This is a genomic window from Nocardia anocheti (genome assembly GCF_029675105.1).
Taxonomy (GTDB): Bacteria; Actinomycetota; Actinomycetes; order Mycobacteriales; family Mycobacteriaceae; genus Nocardia.
In genome coordinates this window covers 560,004-581,013 of the sequence record NZ_JAQQFV010000005.1, presented here as the reverse complement: position 1 = coordinate 581,013, position 21,010 = coordinate 560,004, and the positions used below count along the sequence as shown (strand labels likewise).

Sequence of the window (21,010 nt, the reverse complement as noted above, 5' to 3'; positions counted from 1 at the left end):
CAGGTGCACACCCTTGTCTTACGGTGTTTTGCTACTTCTTCGCGAGCGCGACTTCCTCGGCGGCGTGCGCCTTGTGCTTGCCCGAGCCCCAGCCGACGTGCGCCTCGGCCTTCATCCGCTCGACCATGTGCGGGTAGTGCAGCTCGAACGCGGGACGCTCCGACCGGATGCGCGGCAGCTCGTAGAAGTTGTGGCGCGGCGGCGGGCAGGTGGTGGCCCACTCCAGGGAGTTGCCGTAGCCCCACGGGTCGTCCACGGTGACGACCTCGCCGTAACGGTAGCTCTTGAACGTGTTCCACACGAACGGCAGCATCGACGAGCCCAGGATGAAGGCACCGATGGTGGAGATGGTGTTCAGCGTGGTGAAGCCGTCACTGGGCAGGTAGTCGGCGTAACGACGCGGCATGCCCTCGGCACCCAGCCAGTGCTGCACCAGGAAGGTGGTGTGGAAGCCGACGAAGGTGGTCCAGAAGTGCCACTTGGCCAGACGCTCGTCCATCATGCGGCCGGTGATCTTCGGGAACCAGAAGTAGATACCGGCGAAGGTGGCGAACACGATGGTGCCGAAGAGCACGTAGTGGAAGTGCGCGACGACGAAGTACGAGTCGGTGACGTGGAAGTCCAGCGGCGGCGAGGCCAGGATGACACCCGACAGACCACCGAAGAGGAAGGTCACCAGGAAGCCGATCGACCACAGCATCGGTGATTCGAACGTCAACTGACCGCGCCACATGGTGCCGATCCAGTTGAAGAACTTCACACCGGTCGGGACGGCGATCAGGAAGGTCATGAAGGAGAAGTACGGCAGCAGCACCGCGCCGGTGGCGTACATGTGGTGCGCCCACACCGCGATCGACAGCGCCGCGATACCCAGCGTCGCGTAGACCAGCGTGGTGTAACCGAAGATCGGCTTACGGCTGAAGACCGGGAAGATCTCGGAGACGATGCCGAAGAACGGCAGCGCGATGATGTAGACCTCGGGGTGGCCGAAGAACCAGAACAGGTGCTGGTAGAGCAGGATGCCGCCGGTGGCCGGGTCGTAGATGTGGCCGCCCAGGTGGCGGTCGTAGGCCAGACCGAACAGCGCCGCGGTGAGCAGCGGGAAGGCCAGCAGCACCAGGACCGAGGTCACCGCGATGTTCCAGGTGAAGATCGGCATGCGGAACATGGTCATACCGGGCGCGCGCAGGCAGACCACGGTGGTGAGCATGTTGACGCCACCGAGGATGGTGCCCAGACCGGACACGGCCAGACCCAGGATCCACAGGTCGGTGCCGACACCGGGCGAGTGCAGGATGTCGGTCAGCGGCACGTAGGCCGTCCAGCCGAAGTCCGCCGCGCCGCCGGGGGTCACGAAGCCCGCGGTCGCCATGGTGCCGCCGAACAGGTACAGCCAGTAGCTGAACGCGTTCAGACGCGGGAAGGCGACGTCGGGGGCGCCGATCTGCAGCGGCAGGATGATGTTGGCGAAGCCGAACACGATCGCGGTCGCGTAGAACAGCAGCATGATCGTGCCGTGCATGGTGAACAGCTGGTTGAACTGCTCGGGCGAGAGGAACTGCAGACCCGGGCGCGCCAGCTCGGCGCGCATGAGCAGCGCCATGAGACCGCCGACCAGGAAGAAGCTGATCGCCGTCACCAGGTACATGGTGCCGAGCACCTTGGGGTCGGTGGTGGTGACCGCCTTGTAGAGGAACGAGCCCTTCGGCCCGGTCCGGGCCGGATACGGTCGAGTCGCTTCCAACTGAGGGACTGGCCTGGGCTCTACCGCAGTCACTGATCCTCCTGAAGATGCCTGTACGTCACTCGCAGCGCCGACCCTGCCTCGGGAGGCAAGCAGCGGACATGCGTTGAAGTGATCGTAAACCGTGCTGCCGCAGCATTCCGCGCGGGTCCTACTCTGTGTCGTATTCGGCGCGCCGTAGACGGCGGGCCGAGGACGGCTTCGATCCTCCTCCGCAGGTCCGGCGGGTGCAACGGTTGTCGGCGATGACTTTTCGACGTTCGGCGCGTCATGATCGATGACGGTGCGCCCCGCGCCCACCGCCTCTGTCGAACCACCCTGTCGAACCGAGGAGCCTCCCATGACCTTCACCCCGAAGCCCGGCGATCCCGTCTGGGCCGATCTCTACACCGCCGACCTGGACCGCTCGATCGCCTTCTACGGCGAACTGTTCGGCTGGACCGCCGAACGCGGCGGCCCGGAGTTCGGCGGCTACACGACGTTCAGCAAGGACGGCCGCGCCGTGGCCGGGGCGATGACGCGCCAGGACGACCCCGCCGACGTCTACCCCGACCGGTGGACGATCTACCTGTCCTCCCCCGACGCGGCCGTGACCACCGCCAAGGCGAGCGCGGCGGGTGGGCAGGTCTTCGTCGCGCCGATGGCGGTCGCCGACATCGGCACCATGGCCGTGCTCGCCGATGTCGGCGGCGTGGGCGTCGGGGTCTGGCAGGCGGGCACCTTCGACGGGTTCGGCGCCAGGGGCACCGTCGCCGACGGCACCTGGTCCGACCATGTCGGTCTGCCGTCCTGGTTCGAGCTGATGACCCGCTCCTACGAGCCCTCGCTGGCCTTCTACCGGGACGTCTTCGGCTGGGACGACACCTTCGCCGTCGCCGATTCCGACGAGTTCCGCTACACCACCCTGCACGCCACCTCCCCGATGCTCGGTGGCGTGATGGACGGCAGCGCCCACCTGCCCGAGGGCCTGCCGGGCGCGTGGACGATCTACTTCGGCGCCGAGGACGTGGACAAGACCGCCGAGCAGGCGGTGGCGCTGGGCGGCAAGGTGGTCTTCGAGCCGATGGACACCCCCTACGGCCGTCTGGCCGGACTCTCCGACGTCACCGGCGCGCATTTCAGCATCGGCGGCAACAAGCGCTGAGCGGTTCACCACCTCGGGGTGGTATTCGCTCACCCTGGGAGCGGCCACCCCACCGCTGGGGTCGCTGTCGGACGCCCCGTCCGGCAGCGAGGGTGGAGAGGTAAGAAAAACCACCTCCCACCAGCCCCGAGGGGACATCCGATGCACGCACTGGCCACCGCTCCCGCCGACAACGTCATCCAGCTCCCGCAGCGCGCGCCGATCGCCGACGGCCGCCTCGCCGACGCCGATCTGGACCGCTGGGCCAATCGCCTGGCCCGGCTGCTGCTCGCGCGCGGCGCCACGGCGGGCGAGCGGGTCGCGCTGGTGGTCGAGCCGAGGATCGAGGCGATCGTCGCCGAGGCCGCCGTGCGCAAGATCGGCGCGATCCCGGTCGCGGAGACCGCCCCCACGCCCCGATTCGGGATCACCGTCCGGGAGCACCGCCCGGCGCTGAGCGACGCCGTGGACTGGCTGGTGCTCGACGATCGCGCCACCCTGCGCCACTACCTGGTGAGTTCGGACGCGCCGCTGTCGGGTGCCGATCTGCGCGCCGTCTCCTGATACCCCATTCCGATCCCGTCCCGACAGGTTCAGAATGGATCTGGAGTGCGGTACGCGGTCGGGGACACACGGTGATCCAGACATGAGAACACAGGTCCGCTCATGACCCAGACTTCTTCGCTCGCGTCGGACGCCGACGCCGCCGAAGGTCCCTTCCCCCTGTCCGCGGCCCAGCGGGGCATCTGGTTCGCCCAGCACATCGCGGGCGACACCCCCATCTCCATCGCCCAGTACGTCGAGTTGCGCGGCGCGGTCGACCTCGCGGTGCTCACCGCGGTGGTCCGCCGCGTCGGTCGCGAGTTCGGTACCGGCTATCTGCGGCTGGTCGAGGTCGACGGGCAGCCGTATCAGCTCGTCGACCCCACCCTCGACGCCGACATCACCGAACTGGACCTGCGCGGCGAATCCGACCCCGAGCGCGCGGCGCACGCCTGGATGCGCGCGGAGTACTCCGCGCCGCTGGACGTGATGCGCGACCGCCTGGTCCGCCTGGCCATGCTGCGCGTCGGCGAGGACCGCTGGTTCTGGTATTCGCGGATGCACCACATCGTGCTCGACGGCATGGGCGCGCTGGCCCTGGTCCAGCGCACCGGCGAGCTCTACGACGCCGCCGTCGAGGGCCGCGAGCCGCCCCCGGCCAAGGCCGAGCCGCTGCGCGAGATCGTCGACGCGGACCTGGCCTATCGCAGCTCCGACCGGTTCGCCGCCGACAGCGAGTACTGGCGCGCGCACCTGGCCGACCTGGCCGATCCGGTGACCCTGGCGGGCCGCGCCGCCGCCGTCGACGGTCATCCGCGCCGCGTGTCCGGCGACCTGCCCGCCGCCACCGCGACCCTGCTCGACGAGGTGGCCGCCGCCGTGAACTCCGGTGTCGCGCCGACGGTGGTGGCCGCGTTCGGCGCCTACCTGGCCGCCATGACCGGTGCGGCCGAGGTCGTGCTGAGCCTGCCGGTCTCGGCCCGCACCTCGGCGACGCTGCGTCGCTCGGGCGGCATGCTGGCCAATGTCGTCCCCCTGCGCGTCACCCTGACGCCGGGGACCACGGTCGGCGCCGCGATCCTGGCGGTGCAGAGCGAGCTCACCGGCGCGCTGCGCAGACAGCGCTACCGCCAGGAGGACATCGTCCGCGATCTGGGCTGGGCCATGGACGAGGCCGTCTCGTTCGGTCCCGCCGTGAATCTGATGATGGTCGACACCCGGATCGCGCTGGGCCCGGTGGTGGGTCGCCTGCACGTGCTCACCTCGGGCCTGATCGACGACCTGTTCGTCAACCTGTATCCCGGGGTCGGCGGCGAGAGCACCCACATCGACCTACAGGGCAACGGCAATCTCTACAGCGACGCCGACCTGGCCGCCCACCACGCCCGGTTCCTGCGGTTCCTGCACCGTTTCCTGTCCGCCGGTCCGGACGCCCCGCTCTCGACGGTGCCGGTGCTCTCCGACGCCGAGCAGGCCGTCTCGGTACCCGCGCGCGGCCCGGCGGGCACCGCCGAGCGCACGCTGCCGCAGATCCTGGCGGCGGGCGCCGCGCTCGACCCGAACGCGGTCGCCCTGCGCTGGGGCACCGACGAGACCATGACCTATCGCGAGGTCGACGCCCATACCAACCGCCTGGCCCGGATCCTGACCGCCGCCGGTGCCGGTCCGGAACACGGTGTGGCCCTGTCCATTCCCCGCTCGCGCGAATCGGTCATGGCCACCCTCGCCGTCGCGAAGACCGGCGCGCCGTTCGTGCCCATCGATCCGACCTATCCGGCCGACCGCATCGAGCACATGCTCGACGACAGCGGCGTCGTCACCGGCCTGACCCTCGCGGAGGTCCGCCCCGAGCTCCCCGACCGGATCGACTGGCTGATCCTCGACGACGCGACCGTCGCCGCCCAGGACCCCGCCCCGATCACCGACGCCGACCGCACCGCTCCCGTACACCTGGACCAGGTCGCCTACGTCATCTACACCTCCGGTTCGACCGGCCTGCCCAAGGGCGTGCTGGTCTCCCACCGCGGCCTGGCGAATCTGGCCACCGGTTCGGGCGCCGGATTCGGCGTCGACGCCGCTTCGGTGGTCGCCCACGCGGTGTCGCCGAGTTTCGACATCTCGGTCGAGGAGATCCTGGTGACCCTCGCCGCCGGTGCCACCCTGGCGATCGTCCCGCCCTCGGCCTACGCGGGCGAGGAGATGGCCGAGGTGCTGCGCGCGCACGGCGTCACCCATCTCAATGTCACCCCGGCCGTGGTCGGCTCGCTGGACCCGGCGACCCTGCCCGCGCTGCGCACGATCGTGGTGGGCGGCGACGCGTGCCCGCCGGAGCTGGTGTCGAAGTGGACCGGTCGCGCCCTGCTCAACGGCTACGGCCCCACCGAGACCACGATCACCACCACACTGAGCGATCCCCTCGTGCCCGGCGCTCCCGTCACCATCGGCGGCCTCACCCGGGGCGTGTCCGGTCTGGTGATCGATCCCTGGCTGCGTCCCGTTCCAGCGGGGACCGTGGGCGAGCTGTATCTCGCCGGGCCCGGCTTGGCGCGCGGATATCACCGTCGCGGCGGGCTCACCGCGAGCCGTTTCGTCGCGAACCCGTACGCGCCCGGCGAGCGCCTGTACCGCACCGGCGATCTCGTCCGCTGGTCCGACGACACCGGCCGGTTCACCCTGGAATACCAGGGCCGCGGCGATTTCCAGGTGAAGGTGCGCGGTTTCCGGATCGAGCTGGGCGAGATCGACGCCGCGCTGCACCGTCTGCCCGGCGTCGATTTCGCGCTCACCCTGGGTGTGGAGACACCGGCCGGGGCCACCGCGCTGGCCTCCTACGTCACCGCCGAGTCCGGCGTCGAGCTGCACCCGGAAGCGATCAAAGCGGCTGTCGGCGAGCGACTTCCGGCCTACATGGTGCCCGCCGTGGTCACCGTCCTCGATCGGGTTCCGCTCACCCCGCTCGGCAAGGTCGACCGGAAAGCGCTGCCCGCCCCGGACTTCCGCACCGAGACCGTCACCGGGCGCCCACCGTCGACACCGCGCGAGGAACTCCTCGCGGCCCTGTTCGCCGAGGTCCTGGGCGTGGACGCGGTCGGCGCCGACGACAGCTTCTTCGCACTCGGCGGCGACAGCATCGTCTCCATCCAGCTGGTCTCCCGCGCCAAGGCGGCCGGTCTCACCTTCAGCGCCCGCGACGTCTTCGAACGCAAGACCGTCGCCGCCCTGGCCGCCGTCGCCACCGACACCCCCGTCCACGTCGTGGATGAACTCCCCGGTGGCGGCACCGGCCCGGTCACCCTCACCCCCATCGTGCACGCCATGCTCGACCACGACGCCCCCTGGCACCGCTACGCCCAGGCCGTCCTCATCGGCCTGCCCGAAGGCACCGGCCGCGCACCCCTCACCGACGCCCTCCAAGTGATCCTCGACCACCACGACATCCTCCGCTCCACCCTGCGCGGCTCACCTGGCACCTGGACCTGGGAGGTCGCCGAGAAGGGCACCGTCGAGGCCGGGACACTCCTCGAGGTGGTCGCGGCGAGCCAGGGCGCTCCGTCTCACCCCGTCGCCGCCGATGCGGCGGCACCTGCTCCCGAGGCCACCGACCACCTCGGCCACGACCGCGCGGATCCGCACACCGGGGAGCGCGGCTCACAGCGCGAGCACGCCGCGACACCTCCCGCCGACGGGCCGACAGGCGCCCCCACACCCGCTCCCGGTACCCGGCCTGACGCGGCTGTGTCAGCCGTCGAGCAGGCATTGCAGCGCGCCGCCGACCAGCTGGACCCCTCGACCGGCACGGTCGCGCGCTTCGTCCTCCTCGAGCGCGCCGATGCCGCTCCCCTGTGCTGGCTGGTGCTGCATCACCTCGTCACCGACGGCGTCTCCTGGCGAATCCTGCTGCCCGACTTGGCCACCGCCGCATTCGGCGGCACCCTCGACCCGGTCGGTACCTCGTTCCGGCGGTGGGCGCACGGCCAGCCGCTCGAAGCCATTGCCCGCGCGGGCGAACTGTCCACCTGGCAGCGCATCTCGGCAACTCCCGACCCACCGTTCGGCACAGCGGCTTTCGACCCGGCGCGCGATGTCGTCGACACCATGGCGCAGTGGCAGTCGACGGTGTCCACCGACACCGCGCACGCCGTGGTCACCACCCTGCCCGAGCAATTCCATTGCGGCGCCGATGATGTCCTCCTGGCAGCGCTCGCGCTCGCCGTCGCCCGCTGGCGCGCCCGCATCGCCACCCTGATCACCCTGGAAGGCCACGGCCGCGCCGAATCCCTGCTACCCGGCGCCGATATCGCCCGCACGGTCGGCTGGTTCACCACGGTGTACCCGGTGGCGGTCGACCTGACCGGCATCGACATCGACAACGCCTTCACCGGGGGCCCGGCGGCGGGTGCGGCGATCAAGGCCACCAAGGAACAGCTACGCGCGATCCCCGATCGCGGCGTCGGCTACGGCCTGCTGCGCTACCTCAACGACGAGACCGCCACCGCCCTCGCGGATGCCCCGACACCCCAGCTCAGCTTCAACTATCTCGGCCGCGCCGTCACCGGCGAAGGCCCTTGGCTGCCCCAGCGTTTCGCCGCCACCAACGACGCCCACGCACCCCTGGCCGCGACGGTCGATATCAATGCCGTCCTGACCGACGCGGGCCTCGAGGTCACCTGGGCCTACGCGAGCCGCCTGCTCACCGAACACGATGTCCACGAGCTGGCCGACCTGTGGTCACAGGCCCTGACCGCTCTGGTCACCCATGCGGCGACCGACGGCGCGGGCGGCCACACCCCCTCGGACTTCGACCTCGTCACCGTCGACCAACCCCAGATCGACCGCTGGGAGCACACCCACCCGCACCTGGCGGACGTGTGGCCCCTCTCCCCACTCCAGTACGGCCTGCTCTTCCACGCCCTCTACGACTCCGACACCGCCGACGGCTACACCGTCCAATCCCTGCTCACCCTCGCGGGCACCGTCGACGCCACCCGCCTGCGCAGCGCCGCCCAAGCCCTGGTCGATCGGCACGAGAACCTGCGCGCCGCCTTCGTGGAAACCGACGACGGCCCCCGTCAACTGGTCCTGGCCCACGCCGAGATCCGCTGGGACGACATCGATCTCACCGATATCACCGACCCCGTCGAGCGCGACCGCGAACTCGCCCGCGTGATCGACCTCGACGCCCGCACCCGCTTCGACCTCACCCACCCGCCCCTGCTCCGCTTCACCCTGATCCGCACCGGCCCCGACGCCTTCCGGCTGGTGATGACCAATCACCATGTGGTGCTGGACGGTTGGTCGACCCCGCTGCTGGTGCGCGAACTCCTCGCGCTCTACGTCACCGCGGGTGACCCGTCGGCGCTGCCACCGGCGCGCTCCTATCGCGGTTTCCTGTCCTGGCTCGCCGAGCAGGACACCGACGCCTCACTCACCGCCTGGCATGACGCGCTCGCCGGGATCGACACCCCCACCCGCGCCGTCCCCAGCCTGGCCGCCATCACCTCCCCCGAGACCGCCATGCGCTCGCACGAGCTGCCCGCCACCACCGTCGCGGCCCTCGACGCCGCCGCCCGCGCGGCCGGTGCCACGGTGAACACCCTGGTCCAAATCGGCTGGTCGATGATGTTGTCGCTGCTCACGGGCCGCACCGATGTGGTGTTCGGCAGCACCGTGTCCGGGCGCCCGCCGGAGCTGCCCGGCGTCGAGGAGATGGTGGGGCTGTTCATCAACACCGTCCCGGTCCGGGTGACCCTCGACCCGGCGGAGAAGGTCGCCGATCTGCTGGGCCGCGTGCAGACCGAGCAGGCGCGGTTGATGGATCACCAGCACGTCGGCCTGGCCGCCATCCACCGCGCGGTCGGCCTGGCCGAACTGTTCGACACCCTCACCGTGTTCGAGTCCTATCCGATCGACCGCGAGGCCCTGTCCCAGGCCCTCGACATCGCCGGAATGCGGGTCCTCGACGTCGAAGGCACCGACGCCACGCCCTATCCGCTCAACCTCATGGTGATTCCGCTGCACACCCCCGACGGCGACGCCCTGCGCGTCACCGTGAAATACCTGGCCGACCAGCTCGACCACACCGCCGCCCAGTCTCTGCTGGACCGGTTCGTCCGGCTGCTCGTCCAGCTCGCCGAGCACCCCGAACTGCCCGTCTCCCAGGTCCGCACCTGTGACGACACCGAACTCGCCACCCTCGCCCCGGTCCACGGCGCGCCGCCCGTGCCGATGCGCACCCTGCCCGACATCCTCACCGCCGGTGCGGCCCTCGATCCCGGCGCCCTCGCGGTGAGCTCCGGTGACCTGCACATGACCTACGGCGAACTCGACGCCTGGTCCAACCGGTTCGCCCGGGTGCTGCTCGGGCGCGGGGTGGGCCCCGAGGTGTTCGTGGTGCTGGCGCTGACCCGCTCGCTGGAATCGGTGGTCGCGGTGTGGGCACTGGCCAAGACCGGCGCGGCCTTCGTGCCCCTGGACCCCAGCTATCCGGTGGAGCGCATCGAGCACATGCTCTCCGATTCCCGGGCCCCGATCGGCGTCACTGTGACGGCGACCGGCGAAACCCTGCCCGGCACCATCGACTGGCTGCTGCTCGACGACCTCAACACCATCCGTCGCGCCATGCTCGTCTCCGACGCGCCCATCACCGACGCCGAACGTGGCGGCCCGCTCGACCTCGACCACACCGCCTACCTCATCTACACCTCCGGCTCCACCGGCAAACCCAAGGCCGTGCTGCTGAGCCATCGTGGCATCGCGAATCTGGTGACCGCGCAACGGGAAACCCTCGATCTCGATCCCTCCGCCAGCGCTCTGCAGGTCGCCTCCCCCAGCTTCGACGCCTCGGTGTTCGAGATGCTCACCGCGCACGCGGCGGGCGGACGGCTCGTGGTGTCGCCACCGGAGGTCTACGGCGGCGGCGAACTGGAAGCCCTGCTGCGCACCGAACGCGTCACCCACGCCGTCATCACCCCGTCGGCTCTGGCCACCATGGAACCCACCGACCTCACCGCCCTGCGCGTGCTGGCCGTCGCGGGCGAGGCGGCCACCCCCGAGCTCATCGAGAAGTGGGCGGCGGGCAGGCGCATGGTGAACCTGTACGGTCCCACCGAATTCAGCATCTGGGCCACCGGTCCCGCCGAGCTGCGCGCGGGTGAGCCGGTGACCATCGGCGGCCCGATCCGCGGTGCGGCGGTGGTGGTCCTGGACAGCTGGTTGCGGCCGGTCCCGGTGGGCATCCAGGGCGAGCTGTATCTGGCGGGCCCGGCGCTGGCGCGCGGGTACTTCCACCGGGTCGAGATGACCGCGGGCCGTTTCGTCGCCGATCCCTTCGGCGCGCCCGGCGACCGCATGTACCGCACCGGTGACATGGTGCGCTGGGTGCGCGACGCGGACGACGCGCTGACCCTGGAATACCTGGGCCGCAGCGATTTCCAGGTCAAGATCCGTGGTCTGCGGATCGAGCTGGGTGAGATCGACGCGGTGCTCTCCCGCGATCCCGAGGTCGAATACGCGGTCACCATCGGCCGCGAGGGTCCGGCCGGGGCGACCGTGCTGGTGTCCTACGTGCTGCCCGCGCCCGGCGCCGACCTCGACCCCGAAGACCTGCGCGCGCAGGTCGCCGCCGAACTGCCCGGCTACATGGTGCCCGCATATGTCGTGCTCCTCGACGACATCCCGCTGACCCCGGTCGGCAAGCTGGACCGCAAAGCCCTTCCGGTGCCGGACTTCTCGGCCACGCAGCATGCCTACCTCGCACCGCGCACCCCCGTGGAGGAGGCGGTGGCGGCGGTGTTCGCCGAGGTGCTCGGCAGCGAGCGGGTCAGCGTCGACCAGTCCTTCTTCGAACTCGGCGGCAACTCGCTGAGCGCGACCAAGGTCGTCGCCCGCGTGAATTCGGCCCTCGGCTCCGGCATCGCCCTGCGCGACCTGTTCGACGCCCCCACCGTCGCCCAACTCGCCACCCGCCTGATCCCCGCCCCCGACGGCGCCCCCGGCCGCCCCGCCCTGGCCGCCCACCCCCGCCCCGACCGCATCCCCCTCTCCCCCGCCCAGCAGCGCATGTGGGTCCTCAACCAACTCGACCCCGACTCCGCCGCCTACAACATCGCCATCGCCCTGCGCCTCACCGGCGACCTCGACGTCCCCGCCCTCCGCCAGGCCCTCACCGACGTCATCACCCGCCACGAATCCCTCCGCACCCGCTACCCCGCCGACCCCGAAGGCCCCCGCCAGGTCGTCGTCGGCCCCGACACCCCACCACTCCCCGTCCTCGACACCGAAGACGGCGCCCCCTTGCGCGCCCGCATCAACGACCTCACCGCCACCGGCTTCGACCTCACCCGCGAGCCCCCACTCCGCATCGCCCTGTTCCACGTCATCCCCGCGGAGTCGGATTCCCCGCCTGCCGAGTCCCGAATTCCCCTGCGGCCGGGCTCCCCCGAAGCCCCGGATACCGGCCCGCACGGCCGCGACACCGCCATCCGACAGACGCCCGAGACCCCCGACAACAGCCCGGACGGCGGCGACCCCAACCTTCGCCAGGCGACCGAGGCCCCCGCCTCCCAGACTCCGGTGCACGTGGTGGTGCTCGTGGTCCACCACATCAGCGCCGACGGCGCGTCCATGGCTCCGCTGGCCGCCGACCTCGTGGCCGCCTACTCCGCGCGTATCGCGGGTTCGGCACCCACCCAGGCACCCCTCGCCGTGCAGTACGCGGACTTCGCCCTGTGGCACCGCGAGGTTCTGGGTTCGGCGATCGATGCGGATTCGCTTGCCGCACAGCAGATCCAATTCTGGAAGGACGCCCTCGCCGACGCGCCGGACGCGCTGGAACTCCCCAGCGACCGCCCCCGCCCGGCGGTCCAGACGATGCGCAGCGAGGACATCACCTTCACCCTCGATGCGCGAACCCACCGTGCCCTGGTCGAATTCGCCGCCGCCCACGGTGTCAGCGTCTTCATGGTGGTGCACGCCACCTTGGCAGTCCTGCTGTCGCGACTGGCGGGCACCGGCGACATCGTGATCGGCACCCCGGTGGCCGGTCGCGGCGAGGAAGCCCTCGACGCGGTGGTCGGCATGTTCGTCAACACCCTCGCCCTGCGCACCCCGGTCGACCCCGGCACCGACTTCCGCGAATTCCTCACCACCGTGCGCACCACCGACCTGGACGCCTTCGCCCACACCGACGTCCCCTTCGAGCAGCTCGTCCAGGCCATCGACCCCACCCGCTCGACCGCCCACCACCCCCTGTTCCAGGTCTCGCTGTCCCTGCAGAACTTCGTCGAGCCCGTCCTCGAACTGCCCGGCCTGCGCTTCGAGGTCGAGGACTTCGACCGTCGCTCCTCCGCCTTCGACCTCACCGCCGACCTGCGCGAACGCTTCGACCCCACCGGCCCCGCCGGAATCGAGGGCGTCCTGTCCTACGCCACCGACCTGTTCGACGCCCCCACCGCCACCGCCTTCGCCGCCCGCTGGACCCAGGTCCTCACCGCCGTCCTGGCCGACATCGACATCCCCGTCGCCGATATCGACATCCTCACCGATTCCGAACGCGCCCACCTGATCCCGGTCCACGGCCCTCCCACCACCGGCACCACCACCCTCGCCCACCTGCTGACCACCACGGCTGCCACCTTCCCGGATCGCCCCGCCGTGATCGCCGATCCCGGGCCGCACCCGGCCCTTGCCCCCGCGCCGCCCAGCACCACTCAGCCTCCCGAGGGGATCGCTGCCGGTGCGACGGCGGACGCGGATGCCGAGACACGTGGCACACCAACGCCTTCCGACACCACCACCTATCGCGACCTCGATGCCCGTTCCAATCAGCTGGCGAGGCTGTTGATCGAGGCCGGGGCCCGCGCGGAAACAGTTGTCGCCCTCTCACTCCCTCGCTCGGAAGCCCTCCACACCAGTCTCTGGGCCACCGCCAAAACCGGCGCCGCCTTCGTCCCGGTCGACCCGACACACCCCGCCGACCGCATCGAGCACATGCTCACCGATTCCGGCGCGCGCGTGGGCATCACCCTCGCCCGATACCGCAACGAGCTCCCCGACACCACCCACTGGCTGGTCCTCGACGACCCGACGGTGACCGACCAGCTCACCACCACCAGCGACGCCCCGCTCACCCCCGACGAACTCCCCGCGCCGATCCGCATCGAGAACCCCGCCTGGATGATCTACACCTCGGGCTCCACCGGTACCCCCAAGGGCGTCACCGTCACCCACCGCGGCCTGGCCGACCTCATCGCCGCCCAGCGCGCCGACCTCGCCCTCGACGCACATGCCCGCGTCCTCCAGGTCGCCTCCCCCAGCTTCGACGCCTCGATCTTCGAGGCGCTCATGGCCTTCGGCTGCGGTGCCGCCGCCGTCATCGCCCCGCCGGACGTCTTCGGCGGTGCTCCGCTCGCGGAACTCATCGCCGCCGAACAGGTCACCCACATGGTCATCACCCCTTCGGCACTGGCCACCATCGATCCCGCCGAGGTATCCAGCGTCCGCGTACTGGCGGTGGCCGGTGAAGCGGTCGGCCCCGATCTCGTCGCACGCTGGTGTGGCGGCGCGGACGGCCGCACCATGGTGAATCTCTACGGCCCGACCGAATACACCATCTGGGCAACGGGTTCCGCCCCCTTGTCGGAGTCCGAGCCGGTCACTATCGGCACGCCGATCCGGGGCGCGAGCGCACTCGTCCTCGACGATCGACTCCGGCCGGTCCCCGTCGGCGTCGCCGGTGAGCTCTACCTGGCGGGCACCGCCGCCGCCCGCGGCTACCACGCCCGCCCCGTCCTCACCGCCGCCCGCTTCGTCGCCGACCCCTTCGGCGAGCCCGGCGACCGCCTCTACCGCACCGGCGATCTCGTCCGCTGGACCCAGCACGGTGACCACACCCTGACCCTGGAATATCTGGGCCGCACCGACTTCCAGGTGAAGGTGCGCGGCCAGCGCATCGAACTCGGCGAGATCGACGCGGTGCTCAGCGCTGTCGACGGCGTGGATCTCGCTGTCACCCTGGGTGTTCCGGGCCCCACCGGCGCCACCGCTCTCGCCGCCTACCTGGTGCGTCTGCCCGGCGCCGACCTCGATATCGACCACGTGCGTGCCGTCGCCGCCGACACCCTGCCCGGCTACATGGTCCCCGCCGCGTTCGCGGTCCTGGACGCCATCCCGATCAATGCCGTCGGCAAACTCGATCGCAAGGCGCTGCCGGACCCGGTGTTCGTCACCGACGACACCCCCTATCGCGCCCCCGGAACCGCAACCGAGCAGGTCCTCGCCGAGATCTACGCCGAACTGCTCGGCCGCGAACAGGTGGGCGTGGACGACTCGTTCTTCGCCCTCGGCGGCGACAGCATTCTCGCCATCCAGGTGGTCACCCAGGCGAAACAGCGTGGCGTGCACTGCACTCCGCTCCAGGTCTTCGAACATCGCACCGTCGCCGCGCTGGGCGCCGTCATCGACGCGGGCGAGACGGTGGAGGCGCTCGAGGAACTGCCCGGCGGCGGTATCGGTGAGCTGCCGCTCACCCCGATCGTGCGGTACATGATCGAACGCGGCGGCGACTTCGACCGATTCGTCCAGACCGCCGTGCTCGAGCTGCCCGTCGGCATCGACCGCACCCGGCTGACCGCCACCCTCACCGCCGTCATCGACCGGCACGACATGATGCGCTCGCGCCTGTGGCGCGACGGCGACGACTGGCGGCTGCGCGTGACCGAACCCGGCTCAGTCGACGTCGACGCGCTCGTGCACCGCACCGAGTTCGACGCCGCTGTCGACCCCGTGGAGCTGCGCGAATATGCCCAGACCGCACTGGATTCCGCGATGAACCGGCTCGATCCCGCGACCGGCGTCGTCCTCCAGTTCGTCTGGCTCGACCCGGTCGGCGACGCCGGATCGCGCACCCGGCCCGGCCGCCTGATCGTCGTCGCCCATCACCTGGTGATCGACAGCGTGTCCTGGCGCATCCTGGTGCAGGACCTCATCGCCGCCTGGGCCCAGATCGCCGCGGACACCACCCCGGTGCTCCCGGAGGTCGGCACCTCGGTGCGCCGCTGGTCGCACGCCCTCACCGAACAGGCGCACACCGACCGCCGCGTCGCCGAACTCGACTACTGGCAGCGTGTGGTCGGCGGCCCCGACCCTCTGCTCGGCGCCCGCCCGCTCGATCCCGCCATCGACCGGGGCCACACCGTGCGCCGCCTCGACATCGAGGTGGACGAAGCCACTACCACCGCCCTGCTCACCACCCTGCCCCGGCTGTTCCACGGCGGCGTCACCGACGCCCTGCTCGCCACCCTCGCCCTGGCCCTCGCCCGCTGGCGCGCCCGGCGAGGCGTGGACGAACGCTCGGCACTGCTGCGCCTGGAAGGTCACGGCAGGCAGGAGGAAGTGGTGCCGGGGGCGGATCTGTCGCGCACCATCGGCTGGTTCACGAACCTGTATCCGGTCCGGCTGGACCTGGCCGGGATCGACCTCGACGACGCCTGCACCGGCGGCCCCGCCATGGGCGCCGCCATCCGCGCCGTCAAACACGACCTGCTGGCCGTCCCGGACAAGGGAATCGGCTTCGGCCTGCTCCGATACCTGAATCCCGAAACAGCCCACCAGCTTCCGTCCCGGCTGCCCGGCCAGATCTGTGTGAACTACCTGGGCAGGCACACCTCGGTCGAGACCCCCGCCGGACTCGAGGGCCTCGGCTGGCTGCCCACCGGCGACCTCGGCGACCTGGATGCCGTCGAACACAGCGCGGTGCCGGTCATGGCGGTCATCGACATCAACGCCATGGTCGTCGGCGACCGCCTGCGCGCCGACTTCGGTTATGCCGCAGAGCTGTTGGACCACGACGATGTCGCCGAACTCGCCGACCTGTGGGCCCAGGCCCTCACCGCCGCCGCCCACTTCGCCGACACCCCCGCCGCCCGCACCGCCGCCGCCGCCGAGGAAGCCGCCGCCATGACCGCCGCGACCCCCACGGCGCCGACCGGCCTCGGTCTCGACGTCCTGCTCCCCATCCGCCCCGACGGTGACAAACCCGCCCTGTTCTGCGTGCACTCCTCCTCCGGAATGTCCTGGAGCTACCTGGGATTCGCCGAGCAGCTCCGCCCCGGCCGACCCCTCTACGGCCTGCAGGCCCCCGATCTCGGCGGCCGCGAACCCTCGGCCCGCTCCATCGAGGAATTCGCGCACCGCTACGTCCGCGAGATCCGCGCGGTGCAGCCGCAGGGCCCCTACCACCTGCTGGGGTGGTCGTTCGGCGGGCTCATCGCCGAGGCCATGGCCGTGGAACTGGCCGCGGCGGGCGAGCGGGTCGGTGTCCTCGCCCTGCTCGACACCGACACCGCCGATATCGACGGCGACAGCATCGAACGCCTCACGGCGGGCGCGTTCATCCACACCTTCGGCGCCATCTTCGGCATCGACGACGTCCCCGCCGACGCCACCGCCGAGCAGGCCGCCGACGCCATCACCGCCCGGCTCGGCGTCGAACTCGTCGACGCCGCCACCCTCGAACGTATGGCCGCCTCCTACAACGCCTCCGCGGGCACCAGAACCGGCTACACGCGCCCGGTGTACGACGGCGACCTGCTCTACTTCCGCGCCGCCGTCGACCCGCAGGAATGGATGGGCCCCGACGGCTGGCGGCCCTATGTGACCGGCGAGATCGTCAGCCACGACGTGCCCGTGACCCACGACGAGATGACCACTCCCCTGGCCCTGTCGGTGATCTCGCCACTGCTCGACGACCAGATGGAAGCAGGAGACCGGCTATGAGCGTCGAACCCACTCTCGCCCCCAGCCCCGCGCGCACCGGCGGTGTGGTCGTCGAGGGCATCGAGAAATCCTTCGGCGACGTGCACGCCCTACGCGGGGTCGACTTCGCCGCCGCCCCCGGCCAGGTGCTGGGCATCCTCGGCCCCAACGGCGCGGGCAAGACCACCACGGTCAACATCCTGTCCACCCTGATCACCCCCGACCGGGGACGGGCGATGGTCGCCGGACACGATGTCGTCGCCGACCCGGCCGCCGTGCGCCGCAGCATCATGCTCACCGGCCAGTACGCCGCCCTCGACGACATGCTCAGCGGCTACGAGAACCTGGTCATGTTCGGCAGGCTGATGGGCCTGCGCAAACCCGCCGCCCAGGCCAGGGCACGCGAACTGCTCACCGAATTCGATCTCGACCGCGCCGCCGCACGCCGCGTCGGCACCTACTCCGGCGGCATGCGCCGCCGCATCGACATCGCCTGCGGCCTGGTGGTGCGCCCCGATGTGGTCTTCCTCGACGAGCCGACCACCGGCCTGGACCCGCGCAGCCGTCAGGGCGTCTGGGACCTGGTGCGCGGCTTCAAGAACGAGGGCATCACCACCCTGCTCACCACCCAGTACCTGGAGGAGGCCGACGCGCTCAGCGACCGGATCATCGTCATCGACCACGGTGTGGTGATCGCCGAGGGCACCGCCGACGAACTCAAGCACCGCACGGGCGGCAGCTACTGCGAGATCGTGCCCCTCGACCTCGACGGCCTGCCCGCCATCGCCGCCGCCCTCGGTGCCCTGTTGCCGCCGGAGAACCTCGCCGCGCTCACCCCGGAGTCCGATCGCCTCACCATCCCCGCCCCCGAGGGCGCCAAGACCCTCGCCGAAGCGCTGCGCCGCCTCGACGACGCCGGGATCGAGCTGGTCGACATCGCCCTGCGCCGTCCCTCCCTCGACGACGTGTTCCTCGGGCTCACCGGCCATCTGGCCACGACCGAGCAGGCCGTCCCGTGACCACCGCCACCTGGCACACCACCGTCCGCGCCGCGCCCGCCACGGTCCAGCAGTGGTGGGTGCTGACCACCCGGCTGATCGTGCCCGCCGTCAAGTCCGGTGAGGTGCTGTCCTCGGTGCTGGCCCCGGCCGCGTTCACCGCCAGCTTCTACATCCCGCTCAAGACGGTGATGATGTTCTCCGGCAACGGTTTCAGCAGCTACGCGCAATACATGATGCCGCTGGTCATCCTGCAGGCCGCCGCCTTCACCGCCATCTCCGCGGCCTTCCGGTCGGCCACCGACGCCGTCGCCGGGCTCAACCGCCGCTTCGGCGCCATGCCGCTGCGGCCGCTGGTCCCGGTGGCGGCGCGGATGTCGGCCAATCTGTTCCGACTGGTCATCTCGCTGGCCGCCGCCATCGCCGCGGGCTACGTCATCGGGTTCCGATTCCGGCTCGACACCTGGCACACGCTCGGCTTCCTGGCCTTCTCCCTGCTCATCGGGATCGCGCTCACCCTGGGCGCCGATGTGATCGGCACCCTGTCCCGGAGTCCCGAGGCCACCTCCCAGGCGCTGGTGCTGCCGCCGTTGATCTTCGGCATGCTCTCCACCGGTCTGGCCCCGGCCGAGCAGTTCCCGGAGTGGATCCAGTGGTTCGTGCGCAATCAGCCGGTGTCCCAGTTCGCCATCGCCCTGCGCGCGCTGGCCGGGGACACCGCGGGCAACGCGGGCGTGGTCAGCTGGTCGCTGATGGGCCCGTCACTGCTGTGGCTGGCCGCCATCCTGCTGCTCTGCGCGCCCCTGGCCGTGCGGCTGGGCGCACGGAGGTCGTGATGACACCGCTGACCGAGAGCTCCCCGACCGCGCTGGTCCGGCACACCCTCATCCAGACCCAGCGGCTGCTGCTGCGCTGGGCCCGCAACCCGATCACCCTGCTGGAGACCCTGCTCATCCCCTGCCTGCTGCTGCTCATGCTCGACATCGTGGTCGGCGGGCAGATCGAGCGGTTCACCGGCGAGGACGCCCTCTACGGCTCAGTCCCGATGGTCGCGCTGGTCGGCGCGCTGTCCGGCGCGGTGGCGAGCGGGGTCCTGCTGGGCCGTGAGCGCGACGCGGGCCTGCTGGCCCGGTTCTGGGTGCTGCCGGTGCACCGCGCCTCCGGCCTGGCCTCGCGCATCCTCGCCGAGGGCTGCCGCATCCTCGCGGGCACCGTCGCCGTGATCCTGGTCGGTTTCCTGCTCGGGTTCCGTTTCCACCACGGCCCCCTGGCCGCGCTGGTGTTCCTGCTGGTCCCGGTGATCTTCGGGCTGGCCTTCGCCACCATCGTCACCGCCGTGGCCGTCTACACCGCCAAGGCCGCGCTGGTCGAGGGCATCACCATCCTCACCTCGCTGATGATGTTCTTCAGCACCGGGTTCGTCCCGCTGGTCGCCTTCCCCACCTGGATCCAGCCGGTGGTGCGCAATCAGCCGATGTCGGTGGCCGTGGACGCCATGCGTGGCCTGGCCGATCACGGGCCCGTCGCCCGCCCGCTCGTCCTCACACTGATCTGGTCGGCGGGCGCGGTGCTGCTGTTCGCCGTCCCCGCCGCCATCGGGTTCCGCCGCGCCAGCCGCCGGTGACGCCCCCGGCGAGCAGCACGGCGGCCACGCAGTACCCTCGTGCGCATGCCGGTGAGCGCCCGAGAACGCACCCGATTCCGTCGCACCGCCGAGCGGGCCGGTCGTGTCCGCTCGCGCGGCATCGCCGTCGGCGCCGCGCTGCTGTGCGCCGTCGCGCTCACCGCGGGCTGCGCGGACAAGACCGACGACGCCAGCGCCATCACCCGCACCACCACCAATATCGCCGGGGCCGGTGTGGTCGGCGCCGACCGCGACACCGCCACCGCCTGCCCGCTGCCCAGCGCCCCCGATCCCGGCTCCGGCGCGACCCGCGCGGTCACCCACACCGCGGGCGTCTCCCAGGTGCCCGCCGACCCGCAGCGCATCGTCGTGCTCACCAGCTCCGCCCTGGACGCCGCCTGCGCGCTGGGCCTGTGGGAGCGCGTCGCGGGCGCGGTGACCCTCGACGGCGACCGCCCGCAACCGATGTACCTGGGCTACGGCGTCCTCGAGGTGCCCAGCGTCGGCGGGATCGGTCAGCCCGACCCCGCGCGCGTCGCCGAGCTGAAGCCGGACCTCATCCTCGGCGACATCGCCCCCGCCGCAGGCGGATACGAGGCGCTGAGCGCCATCGCCCCCACCGTGCTCATCGGTCAGGGCGGCAGCTGGCAGTCCGACTTCACCGCCTACGCCGCGGGCATGAATCGCGCCACCGCCGCCCAGACCGCCCTGCGCGACTACCTCACCGAAGCCCACGACCTCGGCCCCGCCCTCAACGCGAGCCAGTCCCAGGCGTCGGTGCTGCGCTTCACCGCCGACACCACCCAGGTGCAGGGCAGCGAGACCTTCGCCGCCCAGGTCCTCGCCGATGTCGGCGTGCAGCGCCCGACCGCCCAGCGCGGCCAGTCCTACGAGATCACCGCCGACGAGCTGGCCACCAAGGCCGAGGGCGACATCGTCTACGTGATGTTCGACGGCGAGCAGGGCGAGGACCACGGCAAACAGGTGCTGCGCTCCACCGAGTTCGAGGAGCTCGGCGCCGCCACCGACCGCCGCGTCTTCGCCGTCGACGACAAGATCTGGCACACCACCGGCCTCACCGCCGCCCGCGCCATCCTCACCGACCTGCGCGACAGCCTCAACGGCTACGTCACCGACTGACCGTTCCCAGCGACCTCCCAGCGCGTCCCCAGCCTCGACGCAGACCCCGCTCCTACCGTCGTCCTCGACACCGGAGAAGCGGAGGA

Annotated in this window: 8 protein-coding genes; 7 read left to right on the top strand and 1 reads right to left on the bottom strand. The window is 71.1% G+C overall.

Features of this window, described 5'->3' with window-relative positions; translation table 11 throughout:
• Positions 1-31: 31 nt before the first annotated feature.
• Positions 32-1,777 carry an aa3-type cytochrome oxidase subunit I gene (ctaD, locus tag QC180_RS16595; protein ID WP_278263629.1) on the bottom strand — a complete coding sequence of 582 codons (1,746 nt, stop codon included), beginning with the start codon at positions 1,775-1,777 and terminating at the stop codon, positions 32-34.
• Positions 1,778-2,084: 307 nt separating this feature from the next.
• Between ctaD and QC180_RS16590 the strand changes: the two genes are divergently transcribed.
• From QC180_RS16590 to QC180_RS16560, 7 genes are all read left to right on the top strand, one after another.
• Positions 2,085-2,888, top strand: a complete 804-nt coding sequence (locus QC180_RS16590) for a VOC family protein (protein ID WP_278263628.1) — start codon at positions 2,085-2,087, stop codon at positions 2,886-2,888.
• Positions 2,889-3,029: 141 nt separating this feature from the next.
• Positions 3,030-3,431, top strand: a complete 402-nt coding sequence (locus QC180_RS16585) for an AMP-binding protein (RefSeq protein ID WP_278263627.1) — start codon at positions 3,030-3,032, stop codon at positions 3,429-3,431.
• Positions 3,432-3,533: 102 nt separating this feature from the next.
• Positions 3,534-17,183, top strand: a complete 13,650-nt coding sequence (locus QC180_RS16580; protein WP_278263626.1) for a non-ribosomal peptide synthetase — start codon at positions 3,534-3,536, stop codon at positions 17,181-17,183.
• On the top strand, positions 17,180-18,181 hold the full coding sequence (locus QC180_RS16575; protein ID WP_278263625.1) for an ATP-binding cassette domain-containing protein: 1,002 nt from the start codon (positions 17,180-17,182) through the stop codon (positions 18,179-18,181). The genes QC180_RS16580 and QC180_RS16575 overlap by 4 nt, the downstream gene beginning before the upstream one ends.
• Positions 18,178-18,996 (top strand): ABC transporter permease, encoded by an 819-nt coding sequence (locus tag QC180_RS16570; RefSeq protein WP_278263624.1) that lies wholly within the window; start codon positions 18,178-18,180, stop codon positions 18,994-18,996. The genes QC180_RS16575 and QC180_RS16570 overlap by 4 nt, the downstream gene beginning before the upstream one ends.
• Positions 18,996-19,784 (top strand): ABC transporter permease, encoded by a 789-nt coding sequence (locus QC180_RS16565; RefSeq protein ID WP_278263623.1) that lies wholly within the window; start codon positions 18,996-18,998, stop codon positions 19,782-19,784. Before QC180_RS16570 ends, QC180_RS16565 begins: the two co-directional genes overlap by 1 nt.
• Before the next feature lie 45 nt (positions 19,785-19,829).
• On the top strand, positions 19,830-20,924 hold the full coding sequence (locus tag QC180_RS16560; RefSeq protein WP_278263622.1) for an ABC transporter substrate-binding protein: 1,095 nt from the start codon (positions 19,830-19,832) through the stop codon (positions 20,922-20,924).
• The last annotated feature ends 86 nt before the right edge of the window (positions 20,925-21,010 follow it).

Coding starts and splice junctions, on each gene's coding strand:
- QC180_RS16590 (WP_278263628.1), top strand. CDS start 2,085: ATGACCTTCACCCCGAAGCCCGGCGATCCCGTCTGGGCCGATCTCTAC.
- QC180_RS16585 (WP_278263627.1), top strand. CDS start 3,030: ATGCACGCACTGGCCACCGCTCCCGCCGACAACGTCATCCAGCTCCCG.
- QC180_RS16580 (WP_278263626.1), top strand. CDS start 3,534: ATGACCCAGACTTCTTCGCTCGCGTCGGACGCCGACGCCGCCGAAGGT.
- QC180_RS16575 (WP_278263625.1), top strand. CDS start 17,180: ATGAGCGTCGAACCCACTCTCGCCCCCAGCCCCGCGCGCACCGGCGGT.
- QC180_RS16565 (WP_278263623.1), top strand. CDS start 18,996: ATGACACCGCTGACCGAGAGCTCCCCGACCGCGCTGGTCCGGCACACC.
- QC180_RS16560 (WP_278263622.1), top strand. CDS start 19,830: ATGCCGGTGAGCGCCCGAGAACGCACCCGATTCCGTCGCACCGCCGAG.